This window comes from Catenovulum sp. 2E275 (genome assembly GCF_025515275.1).
Taxonomy (GTDB): Bacteria; Pseudomonadota; Gammaproteobacteria; order Enterobacterales; family Alteromonadaceae; genus Catenovulum.
This window is the reverse complement of the sequence record NZ_JAOPFU010000051.1, coordinates 1-25,437: the sequence shown is the minus strand read 5'-3', so window position 1 is coordinate 25,437 and position 25,437 is coordinate 1. Positions and strand designations below refer to the sequence as shown.

Sequence of the window (25,437 nt, the reverse complement as noted above, 5' to 3'; positions counted from 1 at the left end):
GATTTTGGGACTGGTCATTCCTCATTGTCACAACTGATTGAACTATCAGCTTATGCAATAAAAATTGATCGTTGTTTCGTTAACTGTGTTTCCGAATCTGAAGTACATGTTAAGTTAGTTAAAAGTGCCATCGATTTGGCGAAAAACCTTGATTTATTGCCTGTCGCAGAGGGTATTGAAACAGAAGAACAGTTTCAGATGTTAATTCAATTGGGCTGTACTCGATTTCAGGGATATTTATTTGGAAAGCCTCGTTCATTTAAAACAACTCTGTGTAATCCCCCATTTTAAACAGCATTCGTTAGTAGAAATCATGCAGCTTACAATTAGGTTCGCAAACTTATAACTACCAATCGAATTTGACGCTCTCAGATGTATTAGCCCAGAGTATCAAGTTTTTGATATCAAGATATGTAGGGCACAAACTATTCCAAGCATTATGGCATTGGGCTAAAAGGCGTCATCTAACAAAATCAAAAACTTGGATCGCCATGAAGTACTTCATCAACCGTCGAGGCCAATGGCAATTTCACGGTTGGCAGAAGAGCATGAATATGGATTGTCAGTTTAATCTATTTCAAATAGCTAAGGTGCCAATAGAGAGACATGTGAAAATCAGGAGTGAAGCCACGCCTTTTGATCCTCAATACCAAGAATACTTGGCAAAGAGAAAAACAAAGAGGCAATGCCGTAACTCTTGGCATGAGCCTAATCTCGCTGCTTTATAAGTTGCTGGGTTACCAATAGGTGCCTTCGTGAAGGCTTGAGCCGTATGCAGTGAAAGTTGCACGTACGGTTCTTAGGAGGGCGACACTTGGTAACAGGTGTCGCCTATCCGACAAAAATAATTTAGAGCCAAAGGACGGCTCTGTGCCAGGAGCGGAAGTTTGAAGTTGCTGGTTTGAAAGTCTGCAAAGCTTATGAACCCGCCGTCACAGCCTTAGATTATTTTTGCTTCTCACGAGGTAAAAATATACCTTTAATGCAATCGGGATTTATAATTGCTAGTTGGATATGATTTTCAGAATAAAACCTTGCGCCTTCATACAGTGGAGTTCCTTCGATAAAAGCGGCCCTAACAGAATCGAAAGGCTCGCCCGCTTCTTCAGCTAACGCACACGCGTATCGAATTACAGCACAATCAAGCTCGCGAGCTTTAAAGTCAAAATCATTGGAGCTAAACCCCTTATTTGTCGGGATTTCAATGTCTTCAGCTTCCAAATCTTGTTTTAATTGTGTGTACGCTACTTTCAAAAAATCATTATATTTTTGATCAAGTAAATCTAAGCAGTTGCCGAGCTCGATAACAGCGGCTAAAACAAACGGTTCTTTGATTGAACTATTTTTGCGTTTGCTGTCTTGAATGGCATATTGTTTAGCTCGTTCAAGATTATTTTCCCAAAAATATACACCACTACCAAGCCAATCGTATTTGTTAGTACTGTGGCGAAAGTTGTCTTCTTGTAACAATATTTTAAGAGCGGTAGTTTTGTCTAAGCCGTGAAAGCCATAAACAATAGATGGTTTTGATGAGTACATTATTTGTTTGAATTTTCAGTAGCCTTCACGTTTGAGCTACTAAAAAAACGAGGATCAATTTTGCCTTGTGAGTTTAAAACATGCGCTTTTTTTAGTAGTTCAATGCGTTGCGAGTGATCACGATTTTTACCTGCATGTTGTACACGAGCTGTTAGTTCTGCAATAGTCATATACCCTCCTAAATTTAATGTTGATTATCCGCTTATCTCTTTAATATTGCAAACATTGATAAACACCCCCTGATTAAACTAGACCTATATCACTCGAATTACGGCATGAAAAATTATCTGAGGTTAGCCTCTTCCATCCATTTTAATTTCTAAAATCTGGCTGGCTTTACAAAGTGTAAGACTTCAATAAATAGATGGAGAATAAAATATAAATTTTCTATCAATCCCCCGTTGCTAATCAGGCGAATGTTTTTGCTGTTTATGTTAGTTTGTTTTATCCGGCGATTTTTTCATAGCTGATTTGCTTGCAAATATAACAATCGTGAGTCCGCAGACAATTAAACCGATTAATAATTAAACCTCAAACCAATCCCAAAATAGCGCCCTTCATCACGAATATCCTGCGGGTAACTCAAGTTTTCATTAATATAAGTATAATTTTTAAAAGGTTTTGCCAATAAATTACTCACATCAGCATAAAGCGTTAAATGTTTATCTAATTCATAACTGACTGATAAATCAATCCGGTCACGCGCCCGAATTTTATTACCGGCAAAACCAGTGCTTGCAGAATCGGCATACCAGTTAATCCACGCTGAGCGATAGTTATAAGATAATCTGGCGTTGAGTGAATCTTTTTCATAAAACAGGGCAAGGTTATGAGTCCAGTTAGATAAACCCGCAATGCTTTTATTTTGCCCATATCCACCGTTGTTATCTGGATCACGGGTAAATCCTTTTTGATACGTGGTATTAGCGGTTAAGCCAAATCCTTTCCAGCTCTGGCCTAAAAAGTCAAAAAAGGTTTGAAAATTCAGTTCATAGCCATAAATTTTGCCTTTCCCTGAGTTTACCGGCCGAATCACTTCAATTGTGCCGTATTCAGGATCATCAACCGTTTGCGCTTGCTGATTAATAAAGCCGAATAAATCACGGTAAAAAGTAGCTAAGCTCACTGCGCCACTGTCACTAAAATAATATTCCAAACTCAAATCATAATTATCCGAACGCACGGTTTTTAAATTAGGGTTACCGCCAATTCCAATATTGCCGGTTGTGGTGTCAGCTTGAATATTAAGACTTACCGATGGATTAAGATCGCTAAAATCAGGGCGGGTAATAGTTTTAGCATACGCCAGCCTTAATTTTATTTGCTCGGTTAAATCTGTCATTAAATGCAAATTAGGTAAAATATCCCAATAGCTGTGAGCTTGATTAACTGGCTGATAATCGGTTTCGTCATTAATTGTCACACCACTAAAACCGGCAGATTCAGACTCGGTTTTAACCAAGCGGATGCCGGATATCATGTCAAAATCAAATGGTGCAAGTTCAAAATAGGTTTTCGCCTGCAAATATCCGCTATAGGTACTTTCATTAACGCTAAAATGAGTCAGCGGATTCGCCTCTATCTTTGACGATTGCCAATAAACAGCTTGTTTTTCAGCCCACTCTTCGCCCTGCTCAGCGAGAGTTAACAACGACTGATAAGTCACCTCGGCTAATAATGCCTGATTATTCACTATGCTTGAGCGGCTTGGCGCTAAATATTGCGAAAAGGCTTGCTGATTATCTCGATATGGATGATCAGTGGCTGTTAAATCTAAAAAAGTGAGTTCAGCAATGGGTTTATTTAAATCCAATAACGAAGCATAACGTCCGCCATCTTCTCGGCTCGTTTTGCGTTTTGCAACTCGAATACCAGCCTGCACTGCGTAAATATATTGCCAGTCAGTGGTATAAGCGATATCACTTCGCCACTGAATATTTTTGCCCGTGGTTTTATAACGGGATTCGTAATAACCCCGTAATAGATATTGAGATTCATCCAAAGCATTAAAGTTTTCAAATGAAAATGAAGGGCCACCCTGCTCAGCTAAAAAGTTCACTTTTACCGTTTGAGGCTGGCTAAGCGCAGTGTCTACACTCCACACATTGGCAAAGTATTGGCTGTCAGTCATTGCCAAATCACTGCTGATTTTAACGCCGTCATTTTGCCAAATACCACCAATAGCATACTGATAAGTATCGGTTTGAGCGTGTTCAGTATGACGATATATCCAAGGTACTTGGCCTGCACTTTTGGTTATACTTTCAACCAAAATATCGTTATTTATTTGCTGTGTAACCACATCGCTTAATACTGGATCGCCAAAAGTATCGCTTGAATCAGTTAAACTGACATTAAAATAATCAATATATTTATCACTGCGATACCCTTGAAAAATCCCTTCAAGATAAAGCTCTAGCTCGGGTGTCACCTGCCACTGGGCAGAAAAATTAGCGGAAGGGCGCCAGCGTTTTGCACCCGAATTATATAATCCAACAGAACCCGGTAATAAAAAGCCGCCTTGCTCATATTCATCTGGTGATATTTGCCAGTTATCAGGTATTTGAGTGAACCAAGTTGCATTATAACGAACCCCATTATAATAATCCGAAGCGGCATACGTTAAATTAGCTAAAAACCCAACCTCGCCAAGCTCTGTCAGCCAGCGGTTAGTGTACAAAATATTACCGTTAGGCGCGCTTTGTTCACTTTGGTCGTTATAACTGTAATGGAGGCCACCGGCAATTTTTTCACCCTCAAAATCAAACGGTCTGCGGGTACGAATGTTGACTAAGCCAGCCAACCCCGGATCAATAATATCAGCGGAGCTAGACTTATAAACTTCAATTTCAGCAATCGCCTGTGACGGAAAATCTTGCAAACTGGCCAGTCTTTTTTCTGCGGTAAAAAATTCGCGGCCATTATAAGTTGTGGTAAAAAATGGCAAGCCACGAATTAAAACACTGTCTACTTCATCATTAAAACGGGTAACCTGAACCCCAGTTAAACGAGCAATACTTTCAGCAGCAGTAATGTCGGGTAATTTACCAATATCTTCAGCAACAATCACATCTACAATCGTATCCGATTGTTTTTTAATATCTTGCGCTTTATATAAACTACGGCGAATCCCATCTACTTGAATAATTTCAACTTTTTTTGATTTTGGGGCAGGTTCAGTCATTTGCTCAGGCTGGTTAGCTTGCTGAGTTTGCGCAACCACAGGCAGCGCTCTTTGTGCTATTTTAATACTGCCGTTTGCTAAAGTTTTAGCCGCTAAGCCAGAATTAAGTAATACATAATCTAATGCATCAAACAGCGTAAAATAACCATAAATGGCATTAGCCTGATGCGCAGCAGCTTGCTCGTAGGAATAAATCAGGACAGAATCGGTCTGGCGGGCTAACTTGTTTAGTACAGTGGCGGCATCAGCACGCGCAATATTTAAATAATAAACCTGCTCAACCGGGTTTTGTATTGCCATTTGCTGAGCAAATACACAAGGTATTACCCCAACAGATAAGCTCAGCAAACAATAACAGTAAATCGTCTTTCGCAGCATTATTTATTTGACATATCAACAAATTAAACACATCAAAATTATAACATTTATATTACATAATGTCAGGAAAAATTAAGCCTTTTTCTGACATTTTTAGCTATCCGCTTTATTAATAACCACTTTATCAAGTGCTGTCTTTTGTACTTTAATATTAAAGTTTGCTTCTAAATTTTTCAGTAAACCTTCAATATGATTAATATCAAATCGGCCACCAATTTTTAGATTTTCTAAGCTTGGATCAGCAATTTCAATCTGTAATGGTGAATAACGTTTAAGCTGACTTACCACTTCTTTAAGCGACTGGCCGGTAAATACCAGCTCACCTTGTTGCCATGCTTGTCTTGCTTCAATATCTTGGGCAGATAAAGTTTTAATTGAATGGGTTAAATCATGTTTTGCCGTTTCAATATCCATTGCACTGTCAAATCCAACAAAATCACCTGCGCTCATAAAGGCAATATCCTGCATCAGCCCGCTGTAAGAAGAATGCACGGTTAAATCATCCGTTGAAAATACCTGATCTAAATTAAGCTGATTGTTTTCTGGACGTGCCAAGGCCAGCGCAATTTTACCTTCTGTCACTAATACATTTAAATTGCTCTGACTCGCCAAATCAACCGTAAAAGCCGTACCAACAGCCTGCACCCGACCATTTGCTGCATACACGTTGAATGGTCTTTGTTTATCTTTGGAAACTGCAAAATGCGCTTCACCTTTAACGAGCCAAATATCACGCGAGCCTTGTGAATAAGCCACCTTTAACTGGCTATTTGAGTTTAACGTCACAGTTGAGCCATCGGTTAACTTAATTTGTTTATGTTGACCAAAAGCAGTGACATAGGTATTCGCATAATCATCAATTTGCGTGGGTTGTTGCCAATAAAATACCGAACCAACCACAGCAAGCATCATCGCAAATGCAAAGCCATAAGCCGGATTAAGCCATGTAGTTTTATTTTTTGATGCTGATTTTGCTGGTATGTTTTGCACATTTTTTGATGAGCGCGCTACTGACTTTTTAGCTGGTTGCAATAAATCAGCTAACGCTTGATTGCCCCAAAATTCATTTAATTTACGAATTTGCTCTACATGCGCTGGGCTACGGGCGAGCCATTGCGTTAACTGAGATTTTTCACGCTCAGTCATATTATCGTCCGCGTCTAAACGAATGATCCAATCCCAAGCTTCAGATTCAAGCTTGGTCATATTTTTAGTAAATTCATCAAAATCATTCATTAAAAGTTCCTCTTTCTCAGTTCACTGACATTATCAGCAACCGCACTTACTGGGCTTTTTTTATTGCTCATATACTGTTGGCAAAATGCACCACCCAGTTTTAAGTGTTTTTCGACACTGCTAAGCGAAATATCCAACTCCGCAGCAATCTCTTTATGTTTTAGTCCGTATACTTTGCGCATTAAATATATTTGTTTGCACTTTTCAGGCAATAGCTCAATGGCTTCGCAATATAAAGTTAAAGACTCATTAGCTTCAACTTCGCTTTCCATACTGGCAGTTTTTTCCACCGGAATAGCCGCAATACAATCTTCAATATAACTGGTGACTAACCGCGATTTTTTATTTAATTCGTCCAGCGCTAAATTTTTGGCAATTTTAAATAAAAATGCCTTAGGCTGCTCTATTATTTCTTTTTCTTGTTCTGCATGGTGCGCTTTTATATAAACTTCCTGCACTATATCCTCGATATCTTGTTCAGAGGACATAAAGCGCTTTAAAAACTTTTTCAAAAAAGCGTTGTGTTCCAAAAAAACACGGGAAATGATCGACATTCTTCTACCCCAAATCGAAGGCGGCTATAGCCAAAAAACATTGTACCCCAATGTAGCAATGCTTTGCTAAAAATAGCCTTTAGAGATAAAACGAAAAACCCGTCAAAACCCGTAAAAATAATTTCAGAACAGTCGTCAATTTTATACCCGTGCTACCTCAAGATGCATGTTTCAGAGCTATCACAGCCAAAGTTTAAGCTTTGGCTGTTATAGCTAAATTAATATATACCCCTTATTTCACCGGTTTAAATTGGTACGAATAACGGTAATCCAACCAAGGTAAAATATAATTACTTAAAGGTGCTTCACCCCAAGAATCAGTCCCCCCTACCCCACGTTGTGCATGGTCAATATTGACAAAAATTCTATCCCGTTTAACCAACTCGTTTGGATGCAAATTACGATTAACATGATCTTTTTTAGTCGCATCATAATCATCGGTAGAATAATACTGGGCACCAAAACCAATTTGTTTTTTAGCTTCAAAACGAATGCCTGTGCCTTGATCATTATAAAAATCGACATAACGAACATCTGTGCGATAGCCATTTTCAGACGGGCGAACGTAAGGTACGTACAAGCTATCTACATCTGTTTTATATAAACCAACAAACGCAGATGCTTTTCTGTCAGCATAATTTTCATGCGGTCCCCGGCCATAATATTGAATATTTGAAAACTCAGTCGCTAACTCAAATAAAGTACCAATTCTTGGTAGCTCACCAAATTTTTTATGTGGCGCAGCATAAAACCAAATATCCACATCAACCTCGCCAGAACCTTTTATATTAAAAGTCGTAAAATAGCGGCTTTCAATCGCCGGTAAAGCATGCTCAAGCGCCACTTTTATTTGGCCATCAGATATTCTGGTGATGTTAATCGCTGTTAATTGAGTATTTCGTCCTAAAAATTGATACACCCCAAATTGACTTTCATAACGCGCAATTTCTAAGTCGTTATAAACCGGCGCCCGCCAAAATTCTGGATGAGATGGCGCTTTTAACAACTCTTTGCCGGAATATTGAATAGAGGTAATTAAACCTGTTTGTTTATCTAATACCAAAGCAAAGTTTTTGCTGCTCAATTCTGCCACGTTTGCTTTATGGTTGAGTTTAAGCTGAGGCAATTTAGGTTCTACAGCTGGCGCTGTCAGGTTGACAAAAGGCAAACTAATTTGCTCTTCCGCTACTGTGTGGTGCGCAACTAAAATCCCCTGTTCAGTTTTAGTTTTTGCCTGTAGATTAATAAAGTATTCTTTACCGTCTTTTAGCTGGTACTCAATCGGCAAGGTTATCAACTCACTTTCACCGGCTTTTGCAGATAAAGGCAGATTGGTGCCAGAGTCAACAATATGACCATCCTCTAATAATTGCCAGTTTAAATAATAACCTGATAAATCGATAAAAAAGTTTTTATTAGTCACTTTAATGGTGTAAATTTGAGCCGCATCAGGTTGGCTAAATCCGATATTTTGCTGAACTTTTTTAACTTCCCATAAATAAGGGTAAGGCGTTCTATCGGCAAAAACTAAACCATTAGCACAAAAACTATCACTATTTGGGGTCCCAGCTGGCTCTAAATCGCCGCCATAAGCTTGATAAGTGCTGCCATCTTCAGCCGTTTTCAAAAAGGTTTGATCAACCCAATCCCAGATAAAACCACCTTGTAATGCATCATATTTTTCAAATGCATCCCAATACTCTTTAAAATTACCTAAAGAGTTACCCATAGCATGTTCGTATTCAATTAAAATAACGGGTCGTTCATCATGCCCGGTTTCAGCATACCGAATAATATCGCGCAGCGGTGCATACATTTGTCCATAAGCGTCGGTATGGCGGCGCAATTGTGCCTGTTCAGACATAACTGGCGATGCTTCTTTAAGCTTTAACCAGTCGTAAGTCGCTTCTAAATTAGGGCCGTCACCAGATTCATTGCCCAGTGAGCGGATGACAACCGATGGATTATTTTTACTACGCTCATACATATTTGAAATGCGGTCAAGATAAGCGGCTTTCCATTCTGGTTTATTAACAATATGTTTGGCTGGATCATAAGCGCTGCCCTGATTAGAAGCCCCTAAACCATGAGATTCGGTATTAGCTTCATCCATCACATATAAGCCATATTTGTCTGCAAGCTCATACATATAAGGATCATTTGGATAATGCGCCATTCTCAGTGCATTAATATTAAATTCTTTCATTAATTTAATATCTTCGAGCATTGATTGTCTGGTGATCACATGACCGTTATGCTGGTCGTGCTCATGGCGATTTACCCCTTTAAATAACACGGGCTTACCATTGATTAAAATATTACCGTTTTTATATTCGGTTGATCTAAACCCGATATTACGCGCAATATACTGCTCACCAGTTGGCTTTGCCGCCAAACTTAACTGTAAGCGATATAAGTTAGGTGATTCAGCACTCCACAGTTTAGGGTTATCTAATTTCGCGTTAAAGCTCACTTGAGTCGTTTGCTGCGGCAGAACTTTGTCCAAAGTTAATTTTTTGCTGAATACAGTTTCTCCGGCATCATTTAACAAAGCCGCAGTAAAACCAATATTTTCAGCAGCTTGTGCTGAGCGGTTATCAATTTGTGCACTAAAATTTAATACCCCTTGGGTATAATTTTTATCTAACGTGGTGTAAGCATGAAAATCACGAATAGCCACTTTAGGCGTTGCATACAAATAAACATCGCGCTCAATCCCACTTAACCGCCACATATCCTGACACTCAAAATAAGAGCCATCCGAGTATCTATATACTTCCAGAGCTAAAGTATTCTCTCCGGTTTTAACATAAGGGGTAATATCAAAAGCAGCGTCGGTTTTAGAATCTTGCGAATATCCAACTTTTTTGCCGTTAACCCAAATATAGAAGGCTGATTTGACCGCGCCAAAATGAATAAAAATGGCTTTACCATCCCAGTTTTCCGGTACGCTAAAATCACGGCGATAAGACCCCACCGGATTGTAGTCAACTTGCCCTTGCATAAACTCAAGTTCATTATCAAAACAAGCATGGCTGTGGTAAAAAGGTGTACCATAGCCATTAATTTCCCAATTAGCCGGAACCGGAAAATCAACCCAAGCGCTCACATCGTATTCCGGTTTAAAAAAGTCTGCAGGCCTTTTATCCGGGTTATCAACCCAGTTAAATTTCCACTGACCATTTAAAAGCTGATAATTGTCAGCTTGCCAAGGTAATTCAGCTTGGGTGTCGGCCTCGGATTCATAACTATAAAAAAAGCTGCGGGCTGGCTCTTTATTAATCCGAAATACCTGTGGATTTCGCCAATCTTCAACTGCACCTGTCTGGGCTTGCGTACTCAATACACTTAAACTGAATGCACAGGCAAGTGCACCCAATGCAGGCACTACAACAGAAGGTACAGAATTTTTTAGTATTTTTGCTAGACGCATTGTTTGGTCCTTAAATAAAAATTCAACTTTGGTTAAGCGAACAAAAACGATTTAATAAAACGTGGAAACCGAGGTCTTATCACACCGGCTAAAACGAAAATGGCATAAACGACTAAATGTGATAAATCTAAGCTGCCGGCCGCTTTTTGTGGCGGATGCAGATGGTTTTTTGTTTTGTCATCTAACTCACTGCTTGGTTCGGCTTTGTTAGCCTCAATTTGTGCAACTAAAGTCACTACACTTTGCGCAGGCAAATTAAGCACTTGCCCGGCTAGATAATCATTTTTTTGGTGCAGATTATTGGTTTTATCGGTTTGATAACGCTGGTAATGGGTTATCTGACTATCTTCGGCTAACTGAGTTAAATTAACTGAAACCACTTGGCTTTGTTTTGCCGCATTAATGGCAACAATAACTAATTTATTGTTATCTGGGCTTCGATAAGCTGAAGCCATTAACCCATTTAAATTATCCGGTTGAGTTAACTCTAATCTTTGATAACCGGGGCGAATAAACCGGCTGAACTGACCTAATACCCACATGACTTTAGAGGTTTGTAATGAATCAGCATCCAACTGCGGATTTATTTTTAATAAACCATCTTTATAGTCATAAGGTGTAACAGCTAACCACCATTGCCAAGCACTGGCATTTAAGCGGGTTAAATCTCGGTGCAGCATTTTGCCAACATGGATAGCGTATTCCATATCATCAACATCAAGGCCATGCCCATGAAAAGGTCTCACATCGCCCGGTGCACCTAAAATACTCACTTCACTCATCCAGATTTTGGCATCGGTTGAAACTGCTTGCAGGTTTTGCCAAGTTAAATCTCTGAGTTTGCCCATTCTATCTGCCCAGTTATCAGAAAAATAACCATGCACTGAAATTTTATGGCCAATTTTATAATTTAATTCAGGATCACCGAGCAATTGATCAATATAGTTTTTGTATAATCCCAAATTACGCTGATTCATGGCTGCGTTATAAGCTGAATTATCAGCGCTAAACATCTGATAAGTTTGATCATTTAAGGCTGCTTTATATTCTACAACTTCACCGGCCTCTATCTTTATTTGTTCATTTAAACCATGCTGTTTTAATTGCTGATAAAGTGAGTGATAAACCGCTTTAACCTGTGCCATATTGTAGCGATTAGCTTCCTGAGATTGCCCTTCCCACTCCCAAGTTGGTTCATTAATCGGGCTGATATAATTGACCGGAACATTTTTTTGAGTTCTGAGATAAGTCGCAACATCCACTAAAAATTGGGTAAACTGAGGGGTCATTTCAGCACTTAAATTGCTGGCGCCTACCCCTATGGGATGTGCCAACCCATTATTAGTGGCCCAAACCGGCGGACTATTGGTAAAAATAATTAAATCTTGGACACCATGTTTAGCAGCCTCTTGTAAAAAACGGATTTGTCCGGCTTGTTTACTCGGCTCAATATCAGCACCAGGATTTGGCTGCATTAATTCTGCACGACGGTAATCTTTACCCAAACCATCTAAATAAATACCGCTGTCATCACCTTGCTCTTTACTGCCTGCGCCAATGTTAAAACGCCAAGCTGATAGTCCGATGCCCTTGTCGGTAGAAAATAACAGCTCGGCCAGCTTGTTAATTTCGGCTTCTTTGCCTTCACTGCTCCATTTTTTGATCATAGGATCAAAAGTCCATGCATCAGATGCACCAAAATTATCAATTTGCTGATGTCGGTGAGAAAAATCGACTGTGATATTTTCAACCGCCAAACACAGATTTGCCGACAATCCAAAACAACTTAATAAGGCTGAACAAATTTGTTTGTACATAAAAAACCGAATATTTCATCATTAACTTAGCTTTGATATAAAACGAACAGCAAACATAAAACCGTAAAATAAATAGATAAAATACAATGGACAAATCAATAAGGCTTAATTTAATGAAGAAACCTCACTTTTTTATAGTGTTGGTTTGTTACTGGAGGCGGTTGACGTTGGACGTGTAAATTTTGTTCTAACTAAAATGCAGCAAAATTGCATTTAAAAGTTTAAAAACCCTGAACTGACACAGCAATAGCTAATACCATTGGCAGCATAATATTTATCGGCGACACTTTTGCTACAAACATGGCGAAATATAAATAGTTATAGGGATAACCAATTAACACTTATTAACTATTGATTCTGTTGGTTTGAGGGGAGAAATATTAGGTGCAATTATACTACTCATAATATTGATTTTAATGAATTATATTATGGGAAGTTAGGGTTGTCAGAAAACGACAACCCACTAAGAAAGGCCAAATTTAATCTTCTTTCAACTTGCCTAAAGTTAATATAAACAAGTCATTCAGAGATAATTTTAGGGGTGACCTAAAATTTGTTTACCTATTTCTATAGAATCGCCGGTATCTTTTGCCTGATAAATCTGTAAACGGGTAAATGGCTGATTAAAATACCTGTGTAACGCTATTCTTAATTCACCGTCAAAAGTTTTAAATATATTGCCGTGGCCTATATCACCATCAATTAGGGGTTTATCTGCCTGTATCCAGTTGCCGGTAATTTTGCCATTATCTGAATATGCAAGTGAAGTTGTATAAGCTTTGGTTCTGTCTTTATTCCAGCTTGACCACATCAATACTAATTTGCCATTTTTTGTCCGATATGGCCAAGGTCCGTCCGAGACCGAGGCTTTAATATTAATAAACTCACCATAACTTGAGATACGTTCAGTCCAATTCGCATCTGCAGCGCTGAATAAAGTAATAGGTTCGCCTATGGTTGCAGATAAATCTGGTGTCAGCCTAATCGCTTTAAATAGCCCATAACCGACTTGTAACCATTCCTGACAATAAATCATCCAAGGTTGGCCATCTTCAACCCATAAAGTACCATCCAACGCCATTTCATTGACCGGGGTTTGTGCTTTTTCAGAAATCGCTTTAAAAGGCCCAAACGGTGAGTCGCTGACAAAAATCTGAGTACCTCTTTGATGTACAACTGGCCGATTTTTAGGTTTAAACATCACTTTATTTGTATTATGTAATGTAGTAAACAAATAATACTTGCCTTGATAGTAGCTCACCTCGGGTGCCCACGGTGCATAATGCGGCTGCGACCAACTTTTATTATCTATCTCATAAACTAATTTTGGCCCTTGCCAGTTAATTAAATCTTTACTCCAATAAACCTGTACTCCAGAGTTGCCGGATTTAGAGATAAGCTTATCGTATTTAGAGCCTTGCTGAAAACTATCGTATACATAATAAGTTTTGCTCACAGGATCGGCTAAAATAGCAGGGTCGTGAATATTTAAAGTATCAATATGATGAGTGCTTAGCTCAACCGCAGTAGAAGCTGCTTTATTTTCCGGTAGCGGGATATTTTCATCATTGGCATACGCAAATTTAGTACCCAATATACAAGATAAAACGAGCGCTAAACGAGCGCTGTTTTTATGTTTAAAATATCCTTTGTTGCTGTTTATAAAGTGCATCAATCTACTCACAATTATCTGCCTGCTTAATTTTAATCGCGATTACTATTTAATTTAACGATTTGATAGCTAAAACCCGTAAAAACAATTGTTTTATGCTTGTTTAAATAAAAGCTGAGCATAGGTATAACTTATATCGTCCTGAAACCAACTTAAATTCCTAATTTTACTGCTATCTGTTTCAAACCTGATATTGGACAAACCTCTAAAGAGACCTGACATAATTTTATTCCAACTATATGGCTGGGTTTCAATTCCTAAAATATCACAAACCAATTGTTTACAAGTGACTTGTAATAACTGAAAACCATCCGAATTTTGATCCTGTGCAATTAAAGAACGAATGTCCTGCTCCATTAAGTAGGCCCAGTTTTCATCGAGTTCTGCTTGTTGCTGAAGCTCTGTATCATTTAAAAAGTCATTATTTTCGAGTATGCCTGCTTTCATATTTTCAGCGATATTTTCGGGGAAATTATCATCCATAATTTGTTCAAGATCGTCGATATGGTTTTTTGCCCACTGTTTAATTTCAGACTTTTCCTGTACGCTGGCAGTATCGTGATAAGACGGTTCAGTCTGAGTCTGACTAACGGCTTTTGAATCCCACGCAAAAACGTCTGCTTTAGTCGAAGAGTGTTCAGGCTCTAAATCACGGGGGAAATCGGTTTGTTGCTGGTTAGTATCAGTCCGACTAATTGCTGGTTTAATATTGGCAGCTTTATTTTCAATATTGTCTTGTGGTGTGCAATCTTGCGCAGTTAGCTTGTCTGCTGTGTTTAAAACAAGATTTTTATTATTTGGTTGCAGCTTAGTTGCTGTATTAAAAGTATCATTTAGTAGATAACCAACCACTATGCCTGTGAGTAAAACAAACAAAAATTTAATCGTGTTATTCATCTGATTCATCCCTGATAACGCAAGCGGCTGCTTGCAAACTATAAACTTACTATTCATTTAAGCATCTAAAAAGTAAGTTAAATAAGCTATAAAATCAAATATTCAAAGTTAAATTTCGGGTTTAAAAGCCTGCATTAGCAACCACTTGAGCTAATGCAGTAAACCCATATTTTAAGCCTTGACTAATTACCAGCTAAATAACCTTGCATATAGTTTTGCCAATCATTCCAGTTAGTAATTTCACCCGCTTTAGCCCAAGCAAACCCAGCGTAATAAGTGATTTTACCATTGGCATCAGTTTGGGCGATTAACAGAGCATGAGATCTGTCTTTTTGCTCAGTTTTCACTTCAACATAGTTGGCCTTTTGTTTGGCCGGTAAAACAACACCTGTACCAAGCTCGCTATCATCAATACTCTCCCAAGTAGTTACTGTATTACCTTGTGAGGTGGCTTGTGCTTTACCATCATGCGTTGTTACCCCAATAGCCACAGTTACCTGAATCGGCTGACCATTTTGGCTAAAATGGCTTTCGGCTTTAAATAGCTGATTGCCTTTTTCTAATGTGATTAGCTTGGTTTCATGAATATTCTGTGCCGGATAATCATACTCCAACTCAAACACCACTTTATTGGCTGTTTTTTCAATGACTTTATAACTTTTATATACATTAGGTTGAATGAGTTTGTCTTGGCTGGTTGCATTTGTATCCCATAATGCAATCCCACCACAACCTAACGAACTACCAACATGGTAAGGATCATAACCTTCACCGTGATCCTGATGATATGAAATTCCTTCCGTATGGCCTTTATACCATTTATCAATAATTGGATAATCAACCCGCTTAAACCAGCAGTCTAAGCCATTATTTTCTTGAGATTGCTCAAGTGCTGGGCCATAAACCCGAAAAGCAACTTTGTCGTTTTCAAATGCAAAATCATCTGCCCGCTCAGGTACAAAACGTGCCTGAACATAATGGGTAGAGGTTTGCTGAGCGCAGCCAGATAAACCTATTAAAGTAGCGGCAAATGCCAGTTTAAATACAGTTTTCATTTTAATCCCCAATTAACGATTAATCTTAATCCCAGAGTGCATTATGGATAATATCATCCTTTATTTGCTTAAATTGTTTTGAAACATCAGCCTCTTTAAATACATTTTCAGATGCGTGAAACATGCCCGGCAATACATGCAAACCGGTTGGTACACCAGCCTGAATTAAACGTTTGGCATACTCAATATCTTCTTCTACAAATAAATCAATTGAGCCAACAATAATATCGGCGGGTGCTAAATTTGTTAAATTTTCTACTCTGGCCGGAACCGAACCATAAGGCACAGTTGGCATACCAGCTGGTTGACCCAGCAAAGCTGACCAACCAAATCGATTAGATGTTGTTGTCCATAATAATTGACCGATATGCTCTGCCACTTTACGGCTACTGCCAGTTCTGTCATCCAGCATTGGATAAATTAAGATTTGGTGTTTTACCGGTATTTCCGCTCGATCGCGCGCGGCAATAGCTAACATAGCGGCGTGACCACCACCGGCACTTGAACCCATAATCACAATTTTATTTTTGTCTATACCAAGCTCTGCTGCATTTCGATACATATAACTGAGCGCAGCGTAATTATCCTCAAGTGAACCGGGAAAAGCAGTTTCCGGCGCTAAACGATACTCCACCACAACCACAGTACAATCATGCTGCTCAGCTAATTTTTGCATCCCAACAACAGATAAAGCAGCACTTCCAAGAATATAACCGCCGCCATGCATATATAACAGTGCAGGTTTATTTTCGCCCTGCTGAGCATTAATAATATAAATAGTCACATCCGGCTGACCGGCTGCACCTTTAATCACCTTTTTATTCGCAACTGGCTCGGCAAGTGGTTGATAAGGTTTAGCGGCTTCGTTTGCCCTGAAAGTCGCTAAATTGTCATGGGTAATGTGCAAAAAACCAATTTTGTCAGCCAATTGCTGAACAGAGTTCACTTGGTTTTGATAATCCGCATTTAAAGCCTGCAATGCGACTGAATCTGCCACTGCTGGATCTTGTATGGTGGATTTATGGCTAACCGACTGACTGGTGGAATGACTAATAGGGAAATCTGGCTGAGTTTGACTACAACCTGCATTAAATAAGGCAGCTAACAGCAGTGCACACCTGGTAAAAGTAGAGAAAACTGAATTCATCGATTTGTCCGTTGTTTGTTTAAATCAAAAGCTTGTTTAACTCAAAGTTTGGTTTAAGCCAAAAGTCTTTTTTAACCAAAAAGCCGCTGAATAAAGCGGCTTTTAAACTGATTTGATAATTTAAAAATGATTACAACAGTTGGTTATTTTTAAACCACTGAGTCATAGACTCAAACCAGTCAAACGGGTTACGCATTCCAAAACCGTGTCCACCTGCCGGTAATAAAACTAATTCGGCCTGAATTTTATACTCAGCCAATGCTTTTACATATAATAAAGAGTTTTCAACCGGTACGGCTTTATCGTCATTTGCATGCACAATAAAAGCTTTTGGAGTAACCGCATTAATTTGATCTTCGTTGGAATAATCAGATAAATCCTGCGTTTTTAATTCTGGCCCTAATAAATTATCGCGTGAACCTTTATGAGTTACATCCGCTTTCATGCTGATAACAGGATAAATCAGGATTTGAAAATCAGGACGTAAATTTTCATTTTTATATTCAGCCATCACAGCTTTATTAAAATGAGTCGCCGCGGTGGAGGCTAAATGACCACCGGCAGAAAAGCCCATAATACCGACTTTGTTTGAATCAACGCCCCATTTATCTGCATTTTCCCGCACTAAATGAATGGCCTGCTGAGCATCTTGCAGTGGACCTGTTTTTTTGTCCTGCATCGTTTTGTCGTTCGGCATTCGGTATTTTAAAACAAACGCGGTAATACCGAGTTTATTTAAGCGCTCTGCGATTTGGTAACCTTCTTTAACAATAGAAACACCACGATAGCCACCACCCGGTAAAATAATCACAGAAGTGCCATTGGCAATGGCCGGATCAGCCTGATAAACCGTGATTTGAGGCTTGTTAACATCATTAATAAAAGTATCAGGATGATTTGGATCGCGGATAGATTCTTGATCCGGTAAATCAATTGCGCCCGGAATCGCACCCGGATACAAATCAATCACCTGTATATTCGTTTTGTTTGCCACTATTGTGCTCTTAATTGCGCTATTAGCTGCTTGTTCAGTGCTGCTATTTTTCATTGGCTGACTGGTCGATGCACAACCCGTTATCACCATAGCCCCCAAAGCCGCACTGATAAAAGATAGTTTCATAAACTTTACCCTGTTATTTTTTGAGTGTCATTTTTGTTGGAGCATTACGATCAGCTTTTAACCAGCCGTTGTCAAACTTTAATTCGGTTACCTGAATTGAACTTCGGCGAGTTTGGTAATTATCTTTACCTTTGTTTTCACCGACTCGGCCACCGTGGGTAAAGTAAAATAAATAAGCTTTGCCATCTTCAACAATCACATCTGGGTGACCACCATTAATCCCATCATCTTCGCCAGTGCCCGGTTCTGCAACTAAATATGAATCCTGTTGCTGCCAGTTTTCTAAATCGGTTGAGCGGTAAACTGCCAAGCCTTTCCATGCATCAACCACTAGCCACCAATAATCATTCCAAAAAAATGTAGTTGGCCCTTCACCACGGCTTGTTAACTTAGCTTTCCCTTGATCAAACCAAGTGTATAAATCTGGACTGTCCGCATAATAAACTGACTTTCCGTCTGGTTCATCGTTATAAAACATGCGATAACCACCTTGTGGCAATTTAACCACATCGGCATCTATTACTTTTTGGGTGTTTAATTTAAGGGTAGAAACATAATCCCAGTTAAGCATGTCAGTACTGGTAAAATGCGCTATGGTGCGGGGATGACGCCAATCTTCAAATACGCCCGGCACAATTGTTAAATACATATGGTAAATGCCATCGTTTTCAAATACATCCGGCGCCCAATAAGTCGCAGGTTCATTTTTTGGTGCATAAGGGTAATTAATTTTAGCGTCGGTTTTATAGCTCCAAGTGACCCCACCATCAGTTGACTCTGCAATACCAATCGGCGTGCCATGCACCCAAGCGACACCACTTAAACCTTCAACGCTGGCACGTCGGTTAGTATAAAACATAAACCAGCGCTGCTCGGCTGGATTCCACATGACGATGGGATCAGCTGCGCCGTCAAACCCTGGATCGCGGTACAAAGGCTTTGGTGCAATATTATTGTGTGCGCCATTATTTCCCATATTTTCAGTCTGACCTTGCTCAGTAGACTGACAGGCGGCTAAAGACAAAGCTAAACAAAAAGCGGCAATGCGTTTCATGCTTTTATTCCTATATTTATTGTTAACGTTTTACGCTTAAAAAATAACAAAAAGGGGAATAAATTCCCCTTTGAATGCTTAATACTTTTTATACCCAAATAACTTGGGTATAGGCCTAATTGGCTGGCTCAACCGATACCGCATACACGTGCACTGGGCCATGCATATTGGAGCGAAATACTATCCATTTACCATCAGGGGTAAAAGTAACATTAGGCTCTAAACGGTAATCATGGTTTTGCATATTAACCAGTTTAGTTGCTTTAAGTTTTGCCGGACGTACCAACTCTTCAGCATTGCGCGCATGAATGCCAGCCACATCGTGAATGGGTTGCGATTCAAATAAATAAATCCACTTACCATTTTTAGCTTTAGCCACCATTTCTTCATCGCCACCGTCACCGGCAAATAATTTACCATCACGTGAGATATTAAAATGCACCGACCATTCATCACGCTCTAAATGACGCCATACTTTTTTACCAGTTTCTAAGTTGTAACTGGCTAGCCAAAAATCTTCGCCACGTGGCGTTTGCAAGTCATAATAAATTTCTTTGCCGTCAAATCCCCAAAACTCATGGCCTGCAATTTCCATATTCATCATTCGGGTATGGATTTTTTGTGGCGTTTTGCCATGAATATCCGTCACCCAAATTCGGTCTACTTTATGCCAAGGGCCTTCGTGTGAATACATCACTAACTCAGGGTCAACCGGCGAGAACTGAATATGGTTAAGCCAATCAGTTGAATGCATAATCACTTTTTGTTCACCGGTTTTAATATTTACGGTAAACATTTGCATTGGAATGCGCATCTCTAACCTTTCATCCATGCGCACTTCTTTTGCTTCGGCAAAAGTCAGTGGTTTCCCGTCTGGTCCTTTAGCTTCGTATCTGGCTTCAAAACGGGCTAAACGCGGGCCGGTTTCAAGGCTATGAGCCTGTTCGGCAAATGCGCCAATTAATAAAGATTCATCAATATTAATTGAATGAATTTTACCGCGAGGAATAGTCGCCACTTCACGCACTTGAGCGGTATCAATATTAACCGCTAAAATTTTAGTCGGCTGCTGTAACTCATTTTGTGGATGTACCGGAAAACCTTCTGCATCTGGAGCAATTTGGGTTAAATAGACTTCACGGCCTTTTGGCCCCATAAATAAAATCCCGATATCTGGATGATTAAATAAACGCTTAGTTTCCAGCGTATTTAAATCAACCACAGCAACCCCTTTAGGTTCGCTGACCGAAATCACCATTTTATCGCCCGATGCGGCATACGAATTTTGATGGAAATACAGTGAACGAGAACCACCTTCTTCCGATAGTCTCACCACTTTATGTCCGGTGTCTGGATCTATCCAAGATTTTGGAATCTCACTTGAAGTGTTAGCCGCCGTATTTTGAGCCTGTTCAGCTGTGCCTGTATTGGCACAAGCTGACAAACATAAACTCAATAATAATGATGCCGCAGAAGCAAATTTAATTGATTTCATTTAAGCTTCACCCGTACATTTTTTGGTTGCAACGGCTTCTTTAGCGGCTTGTTGGCCAACCACATTGTTACCCCATAACTGGTCGTATTTCCAGCCAGTTAAATCTTCAACAATGGCTTTAGCTTCTGGGCTAGATGGCTCACGGTGACCTTGCTTAAAGCGGGCAATCTCATCCATTAAAATTTTATGTGTATCTGTATCTAACTTAAATTTAGTCGATACCCAGTAACCAAAAATAAGTACTAACACAGGACCAAATGTCATGATAGAAACAATAGATTCCATCACTTCTTGAGACTGCATTTTTTGACCTTTAACTAAGCCACCCATTTCAAGTGCAGCACCTACGGCAAATACAGCACTGGCTTGCGCAGCTTTACGAATAAAGGTCATAACACCGGCAAAACTACCTTCACGGCGTTGACCCGTTACAATCTGATCCACATCCGCCATATAGTTATAAGTATTCCAAGGAATATAATTTAATAAACCACGGCCAATGCCAGCAAAAATTAATGCAAGTGCTAACCAGCTAATTTGTCCAGTTTGAGTTTGCGGTGCAACATAATAAAACGCAGCCAACCCGATAATACCAATAATATAAGCTACCACAGCAAAACGATAAGTAAGCGCTGGGAAAAATCTAGGTAATAAAGCAACACAAGCAAATACAGAACCAACAGCAATAGTCTGTACAGTAAAAATTGAAGCCATTAAATAAGAAGTTAACGTAAGTGACTCACTGGCGCTATACGCAAAAATACTGCCCAGCGCAAAGGCCGCAAAATAAGTAAATGCGGCATTAAAAATATCCTGACTGATATAACCGCCTAAATACATGCCTAAATGCAGGCGAAACGCACGAATTTTTAAGGTAAAACCTAAGCCTTTATACAATTTGCCAAATACTTGTGAAAGCGGTACTTTTTCAGCTTCTAGCTTCGCCAATTCTTCTGGTGTTTTTTCACGCTCCCAAGTAAAGAAATACACCACAGCAACTACAATCATAAAGGCAATAGAGAAGATTCCCCCCATGTATAAAAAGGTATCTGGTGAATCTTTACCACCTAATACGGCCACAATCCATGCTGGTAAAATCGTAGCAGCAATCGCAGATAAGTGACCCACTAAAATACGCGCACCAGCAAACATGCCTTTTTTACGAAAATCGTCGGTCATTTCAGCCGCTAACGTTTCGTAAGGAATTAATACAGATGCATAAACTAATTCAAAGAAAATATAAGTGAATAAATAATATAAAAAGTGCTGACCACTCACCCACATAAAGGCAAAACTAGGTAGCAGCGGAATCGCAATTAATAAGAAAATTTTACGGCGGCCAAAACGGCGACCTAATTTGGTTGTGTCGGCATTATCAGACAAGTAACCAATTAACGGGCTGGCAACTGCATCTAAAATACGGGCTGATGCAAAAATAACCCCGGCTTCTAAAGGACCTAACCCACAGTAAGTTGTATAGAAAAATAATACCCAAGCGCTGATTACAGCCATTGAGCCGGCGCCCAGTACGTCGCCTAAACCATAAGCGGTATAGTTTAGAAAACCAATTTTACGTTGAGTCATTATAGCCCCCAAAGCTATTACATCTGTTAGTTCTTGTTTTAAAAATAAAAAAGCTGGTTAAGTGATAAACTTAACCAGCTTGGTTTTTGAATTAAATGTATTGATTCATAAATTCAACTAAAGCCAAAATCGCCATTGACTGACCATAAGGCATAGACGTTAACGGGATATCTTTATAACCCTGAACATCATCAAATACAGGTGTACCAAACGACACTTGTTGTAATTCACCAGTATCATCAATATTTTCAATAACCGCTTTAACAGCCTTAATACCACACTCTTCGTATTTTTTGTCGATATAACCTTTACGAACAGCTTTTAAAATACCATAACCGAAACCGGCTGCTGCTGACGCTTCTAAGTATGAATCTTTGTGATCCAAAATAGTGTGCCATAAACCACTTTCATGCTGAGTTTCAACTAAGGCTTTTACTTGAGCTTCTAAGGTTTCAATTAAAAACATGCGAGTTGCATCGTGCGCTGGTAAATCAAGTAATTCGATAAACTCAGGAATTGCAATTGTGACCCAAGAGTTACCACGTGCCCATAACGCATCAGCAAAGTTATGACGACCATCAAATGTCCAACCGTGATACCATAAACCGGTTTTGCGATCCGCTAAGTATTTGGTATGCAACATAAATTGGCGCTTAGCTTCTTCTACATAGTGTGGTCTGTCTAATAACAAGCCAATTTTAGCCAGCGGCATTACACTCATCATTAAAGTGTCATCCCACATTTGCTGATAGTTTTCTGAATTATAAACAATGTGCTGAATGCCCATTTCTTCAGTGCGTGGAATTCCATCCATAATCCACTCAGCCCATACATCTAAATAAGGTAAAAAGCTGCGATCGCCACTACGTTCCTGCATGTAAGCAAGTGTTAAAAACGGCGACATAGTGTTTACGTTTTTAGTTGCTGTGCCTTCTGCTAAACGATCTTTAAACCACTGCTCAATAATTTCTTTTGGTTTTTCGTCACCGGTAATATCCCAGTATTTCATTAAACCATATAAACCAATGCCGTGAGTCCATTCCCAACCGGCCCAACCTTTAGTGTCAATGACACGGCCATCTTCTAACTTTAATAAAAACTCACCTGTTTCATCTTTAATGTTGATCAGGTTATCAATTAATTTGTCAATCTTGGTACGAACCGTTGAATATTGAATATCATGAGCAAGTGCTGGCATTCTGGGTTTTCCTCTATATGAAACACTCAATTGAATTTAATGAGTAAATCTTTAATCAAATATTTAAAGTGACGTGTGTTCAGCTAAATTCTTAGATTAAATTCCAATCTGGAAATTAATTTTGTTAATTCAATATAGCTACAATCCAATCACATTAAGTTACAAAAGTTAATATTAAATTAAATTTAGTGAGAACCTTATGCTAAAATGAAACAACATGCAACCTTTTGAGCGTTTGTGAGCGTTATTTTTATTGAATTTTATTGGAATAGAGGGAATTAAGGAAATGAATGGTAAAAAATTAAACATTAATGCAACGCGTTCAGTTGTCGTTGATATTAACCTGTGTAGATTTATATGACAAATAACTTTTGACAATTTAGTTGTAAATGCCCGGCTTGTGCCGGACATTTATAATACTCAATAAAGCGCTTTATTTTAAATGCTCACCAATTAAAGCAAGATTTTGAATAGCCGCTAAGCCCCACTGCGCAGCATCGTTGGTAGAAACCCAAGCAGCTTCATCAACAGGGTTAAGTACATCCGGCCCAGTTACCTGAGTTGTCCCGATTTCTTTTTTACCGCCCCACTCTTTAGTAAATTCTTTCCATGCTCGTTCAGCTAAAGCCGGATCGTTTTGCTCAACGGATGTATAAGCCGTTAATCTTGAATGCGCCACGGTTAAGCTATTACCACGGAAAGACTGACCAAATTCAGCTTGCTGTTCCTCACGGCTGGCACTATAAAAGCGACCATATTTGAGCCAAGCAGCTTTATATTCTGGTACGTCTAAGAGCTGATTTAATTCAGTGTTAACTTCAATTAAACCAAACACAGAATTTAAGTGAGAAATTGTCGGCCCGGCATCAGGATAAGGTAATAAAGTTTTAGTTTTGACATCATAACCAAACGAACCTGCAAAAAATCCGTTTTTATGACCACCGATCACTTTCATTGCATTAAGTAAACGGTTTTTATATTTGTCATCGCCAGTACGTTCCCATGCGGTTAGCCAGTTGGTTGCAACCGACCCCCAGTCAGTGCCAACACCCATCACCGCTTTATCTGGTATTGGGTTAACTCTTGCTACTTTTCGGGTCGCATTTAAGTTAGCTAAAGATTCATCTGCATCAACTACTTCATTTAAAACATCGCCGGTTCTGTCATCCACTGTTAAATAATAATGGAAACGACGATATGCCGAGGTGCTAACCCTTAATTGTTTAGCACTACACCCCCAATGTTGGACATTATGGCGAGTTCCGAATCCTTTAAAACGACCGGCATGATAAACATCCACATCTCGGTTATGACGGGTCATTGCCTCTGCCAGTCTAAAGGTTTGTGCAGAACCGGTACGTAAAAACGATAGCCATAACCATAAATCCGGTGATAATTCTGAGTTATCCCATGCGTAGCCACCAATGTCATAACGCCAGACATGGCGATCTGCATCATAAGTATGCATAATATCGCCATAGTTCCAGAATCCATACCAGTGGCGTTGATCCCTTTGCTGATAATAATAATCGACTGACCAGTCTAATCTATCTTCAATTTCTTTTTTGGCTGGTGTTGATCTGTCTGGTAGATTAAATAAACCGCCAAATACACCACTAGCGATAAAATCTTCTGGTGATGCAACGACTAAACCCGGATGTGTTAGCGCTTGCGCCATCTCAACCGTATCCTGACGTGCTGGAGTTGTATCTAAAATCGCTAAGCTAAAGTCTGTGGTGCGGGCAACTCCATAAGCTGTACCAAATCCCGGTTCATAATCTTCATACGTGATATTAAGCGCATCCAGTTGTTTATCATAGGTGTCTTGTCCCATGCCGTCGTGATAAAAACGCACATCCATAGCCGGCGCTTCCGGTGAATAATACCACAGGGTTGCTTCTGAAATATCGTCCCCTGCGCCGCGAATATCGACTTGTACCGGATGCAGTTGCCAGAAGTCGCGCATCCCAAATAATACACCACCGGATACGCCGCCTAGGTAGGTGCTGCCGTTGGCTCTGTGGCCTTGGTCTGCATCTATCCACGCATGGCCTGCTTTGGTGCGTTTTTTAAT

General features: G+C 39.5%; 18 protein-coding genes and 1 pseudogene. 2 read left to right on the top strand and 17 right to left on the bottom strand.

Going from position 1 to position 25,437, the window contains the following annotated elements:
• Together N7931_RS16890 and N7931_RS19565 are read left to right on the top strand one after the other, a co-directional pair.
• Nucleotides 1–291 (top strand): EAL domain-containing protein (locus N7931_RS16890; protein WP_262795522.1); only part of this gene is annotated, 291 nt, incomplete at its 5' end.
• Nucleotides 292–410: 119 nt separating this feature from the next.
• A pseudogene (locus N7931_RS19565) lies at nt 411–728 on the top strand (group II intron reverse transcriptase/maturase); the annotation flags it as partial.
• Between the two features lie 217 nt (nt 729–945).
• Here the strand turns inward: N7931_RS19565 and N7931_RS16885 are convergent.
• The 17 genes from N7931_RS16885 to N7931_RS16805 form a co-directional block, all read right to left on the bottom strand.
• A complete protein-coding gene (locus N7931_RS16885) occupies nt 946–1,539 on the bottom strand; it encodes a hypothetical protein (RefSeq protein ID WP_262795521.1) in 594 nt (197 codons plus the stop codon).
• Nucleotides 1,539–1,709 carry a hypothetical protein gene (locus N7931_RS16880; protein ID WP_262795520.1) on the bottom strand — a complete coding sequence of 57 codons (171 nt, stop codon included), beginning with the start codon at nt 1,707–1,709 and terminating at the stop codon, nt 1,539–1,541. Before N7931_RS16880 ends, N7931_RS16885 begins: the two co-directional genes overlap by 1 nt.
• A 347-nt stretch (nt 1,710–2,056) precedes the next feature.
• Nucleotides 2,057–5,023 carry a TonB-dependent receptor gene (locus N7931_RS16875; protein WP_262795519.1) on the bottom strand — a complete coding sequence of 989 codons (2,967 nt, stop codon included), beginning with the start codon at nt 5,021–5,023 and terminating at the stop codon, nt 2,057–2,059.
• Between the two features lie 171 nt (nt 5,024–5,194).
• Complete coding sequence (locus tag N7931_RS16870) at nt 5,195–6,337, bottom strand: FecR family protein (protein ID WP_262795518.1); 1,143 nt, start codon at nt 6,335–6,337, stop codon at nt 5,195–5,197.
• Entirely contained in the window at nt 6,337–6,891 is a 555-nt protein-coding gene (locus N7931_RS16865) for an RNA polymerase sigma factor (protein WP_262795517.1), read from the bottom strand. The genes N7931_RS16870 and N7931_RS16865 overlap by 1 nt, the downstream gene beginning before the upstream one ends.
• Before the next feature lie 232 nt (nt 6,892–7,123).
• The gene (locus N7931_RS16860; protein ID WP_262795516.1) at nt 7,124–10,324 is read right to left on the bottom strand and encodes a glycoside hydrolase family 2 TIM barrel-domain containing protein; all 3,201 of its coding nucleotides are present in this window, start codon (nt 10,322–10,324) and stop codon (nt 7,124–7,126) included.
• Between the two features lie 32 nt (nt 10,325–10,356).
• Nucleotides 10,357–12,141: a glycoside hydrolase gene (locus N7931_RS16855; RefSeq protein WP_262795515.1), complete on the bottom strand. Its 1,785-nt coding sequence runs from the start codon at nt 12,139–12,141 to the stop codon at nt 10,357–10,359.
• 535 nt (nt 12,142–12,676) lie between these two features.
• Nucleotides 12,677–13,825, bottom strand: a complete 1,149-nt coding sequence (locus N7931_RS16850) for a glycoside hydrolase family 43 protein (RefSeq protein WP_262795514.1) — start codon at nt 13,823–13,825, stop codon at nt 12,677–12,679.
• 81 nt (nt 13,826–13,906) lie between these two features.
• Entirely contained in the window at nt 13,907–14,710 is an 804-nt protein-coding gene (locus N7931_RS16845) for a hypothetical protein (RefSeq protein ID WP_262795513.1), read from the bottom strand.
• A gap of 182 nt (nt 14,711–14,892) precedes the next feature.
• Nucleotides 14,893–15,765, bottom strand: a complete 873-nt coding sequence (locus N7931_RS16840; protein WP_262795512.1) for a DUF4861 domain-containing protein — start codon at nt 15,763–15,765, stop codon at nt 14,893–14,895.
• Nucleotides 15,766–15,790: 25 nt separating this feature from the next.
• A complete protein-coding gene (locus N7931_RS16835) occupies nt 15,791–16,912 on the bottom strand; it encodes an alpha/beta hydrolase (RefSeq protein WP_262795511.1) in 1,122 nt (373 codons plus the stop codon).
• Between the two features lie 130 nt (nt 16,913–17,042).
• Entirely contained in the window at nt 17,043–18,032 is a 990-nt protein-coding gene (locus tag N7931_RS16830; protein WP_262795510.1) for an alpha/beta hydrolase, read from the bottom strand.
• A gap of 13 nt (nt 18,033–18,045) precedes the next feature.
• Complete coding sequence (locus N7931_RS16825; protein WP_262795509.1) at nt 18,046–19,086, bottom strand: hypothetical protein; 1,041 nt, start codon at nt 19,084–19,086, stop codon at nt 18,046–18,048.
• A gap of 115 nt (nt 19,087–19,201) precedes the next feature.
• Entirely contained in the window at nt 19,202–20,581 is a 1,380-nt protein-coding gene (locus tag N7931_RS16820; protein WP_262795508.1) for an oligogalacturonate lyase family protein, read from the bottom strand.
• Complete coding sequence (locus tag N7931_RS16815; protein ID WP_262795507.1) at nt 20,582–22,165, bottom strand: MFS transporter; 1,584 nt, start codon at nt 22,163–22,165, stop codon at nt 20,582–20,584.
• A gap of 91 nt (nt 22,166–22,256) precedes the next feature.
• Nucleotides 22,257–23,363, bottom strand: coding sequence for a glycoside hydrolase family 105 protein (locus N7931_RS16810; RefSeq protein WP_262795506.1), 1,107 nt, complete (start codon nt 23,361–23,363; stop codon nt 22,257–22,259).
• A 433-nt stretch (nt 23,364–23,796) separates the two neighbouring features.
• Nucleotides 23,797–25,437, bottom strand: a 1,641-nt coding sequence (locus N7931_RS16805; protein WP_262795505.1) for a hypothetical protein, incomplete at its 5' end; no start/stop codon positions are given.

Coding starts and splice junctions, on each gene's coding strand:
- N7931_RS16885 (WP_262795521.1), bottom strand. CDS start 1,539: ATGTACTCATCAAAACCATCTATTGTTTATGGCTTTCACGGCTTAGAC.
- N7931_RS16880 (WP_262795520.1), bottom strand. CDS start 1,709: ATGACTATTGCAGAACTAACAGCTCGTGTACAACATGCAGGTAAAAAT.
- N7931_RS16875 (WP_262795519.1), bottom strand. CDS start 5,023: ATGGCAATACAAAACCCGGTTGAGCAGGTTTATTATTTAAATATTGCG.
- N7931_RS16870 (WP_262795518.1), bottom strand. CDS start 6,337: ATGAATGATTTTGATGAATTTACTAAAAATATGACCAAGCTTGAATCT.
- N7931_RS16865 (WP_262795517.1), bottom strand. CDS start 6,891: ATGTCGATCATTTCCCGTGTTTTTTTGGAACACAACGCTTTTTTGAAA.
- N7931_RS16860 (WP_262795516.1), bottom strand. CDS start 10,324: ATGCGTCTAGCAAAAATACTAAAAAATTCTGTACCTTCTGTTGTAGTG.
- N7931_RS16855 (WP_262795515.1), bottom strand. CDS start 12,141: ATGTACAAACAAATTTGTTCAGCCTTATTAAGTTGTTTTGGATTGTCG.
- N7931_RS16845 (WP_262795513.1), bottom strand. CDS start 14,710: ATGAATAACACGATTAAATTTTTGTTTGTTTTACTCACAGGCATAGTG.
- N7931_RS16840 (WP_262795512.1), bottom strand. CDS start 15,765: ATGAAAACTGTATTTAAACTGGCATTTGCCGCTACTTTAATAGGTTTA.
- N7931_RS16835 (WP_262795511.1), bottom strand. CDS start 16,912: ATGAATTCAGTTTTCTCTACTTTTACCAGGTGTGCACTGCTGTTAGCT.
- N7931_RS16830 (WP_262795510.1), bottom strand. CDS start 18,032: ATGAAACTATCTTTTATCAGTGCGGCTTTGGGGGCTATGGTGATAACG.
- N7931_RS16825 (WP_262795509.1), bottom strand. CDS start 19,086: ATGAAACGCATTGCCGCTTTTTGTTTAGCTTTGTCTTTAGCCGCCTGT.
- N7931_RS16820 (WP_262795508.1), bottom strand. CDS start 20,581: ATGAAATCAATTAAATTTGCTTCTGCGGCATCATTATTATTGAGTTTA.
- N7931_RS16815 (WP_262795507.1), bottom strand. CDS start 22,165: ATGACTCAACGTAAAATTGGTTTTCTAAACTATACCGCTTATGGTTTA.
- N7931_RS16810 (WP_262795506.1), bottom strand. CDS start 23,363: ATGCCAGCACTTGCTCATGATATTCAATATTCAACGGTTCGTACCAAG.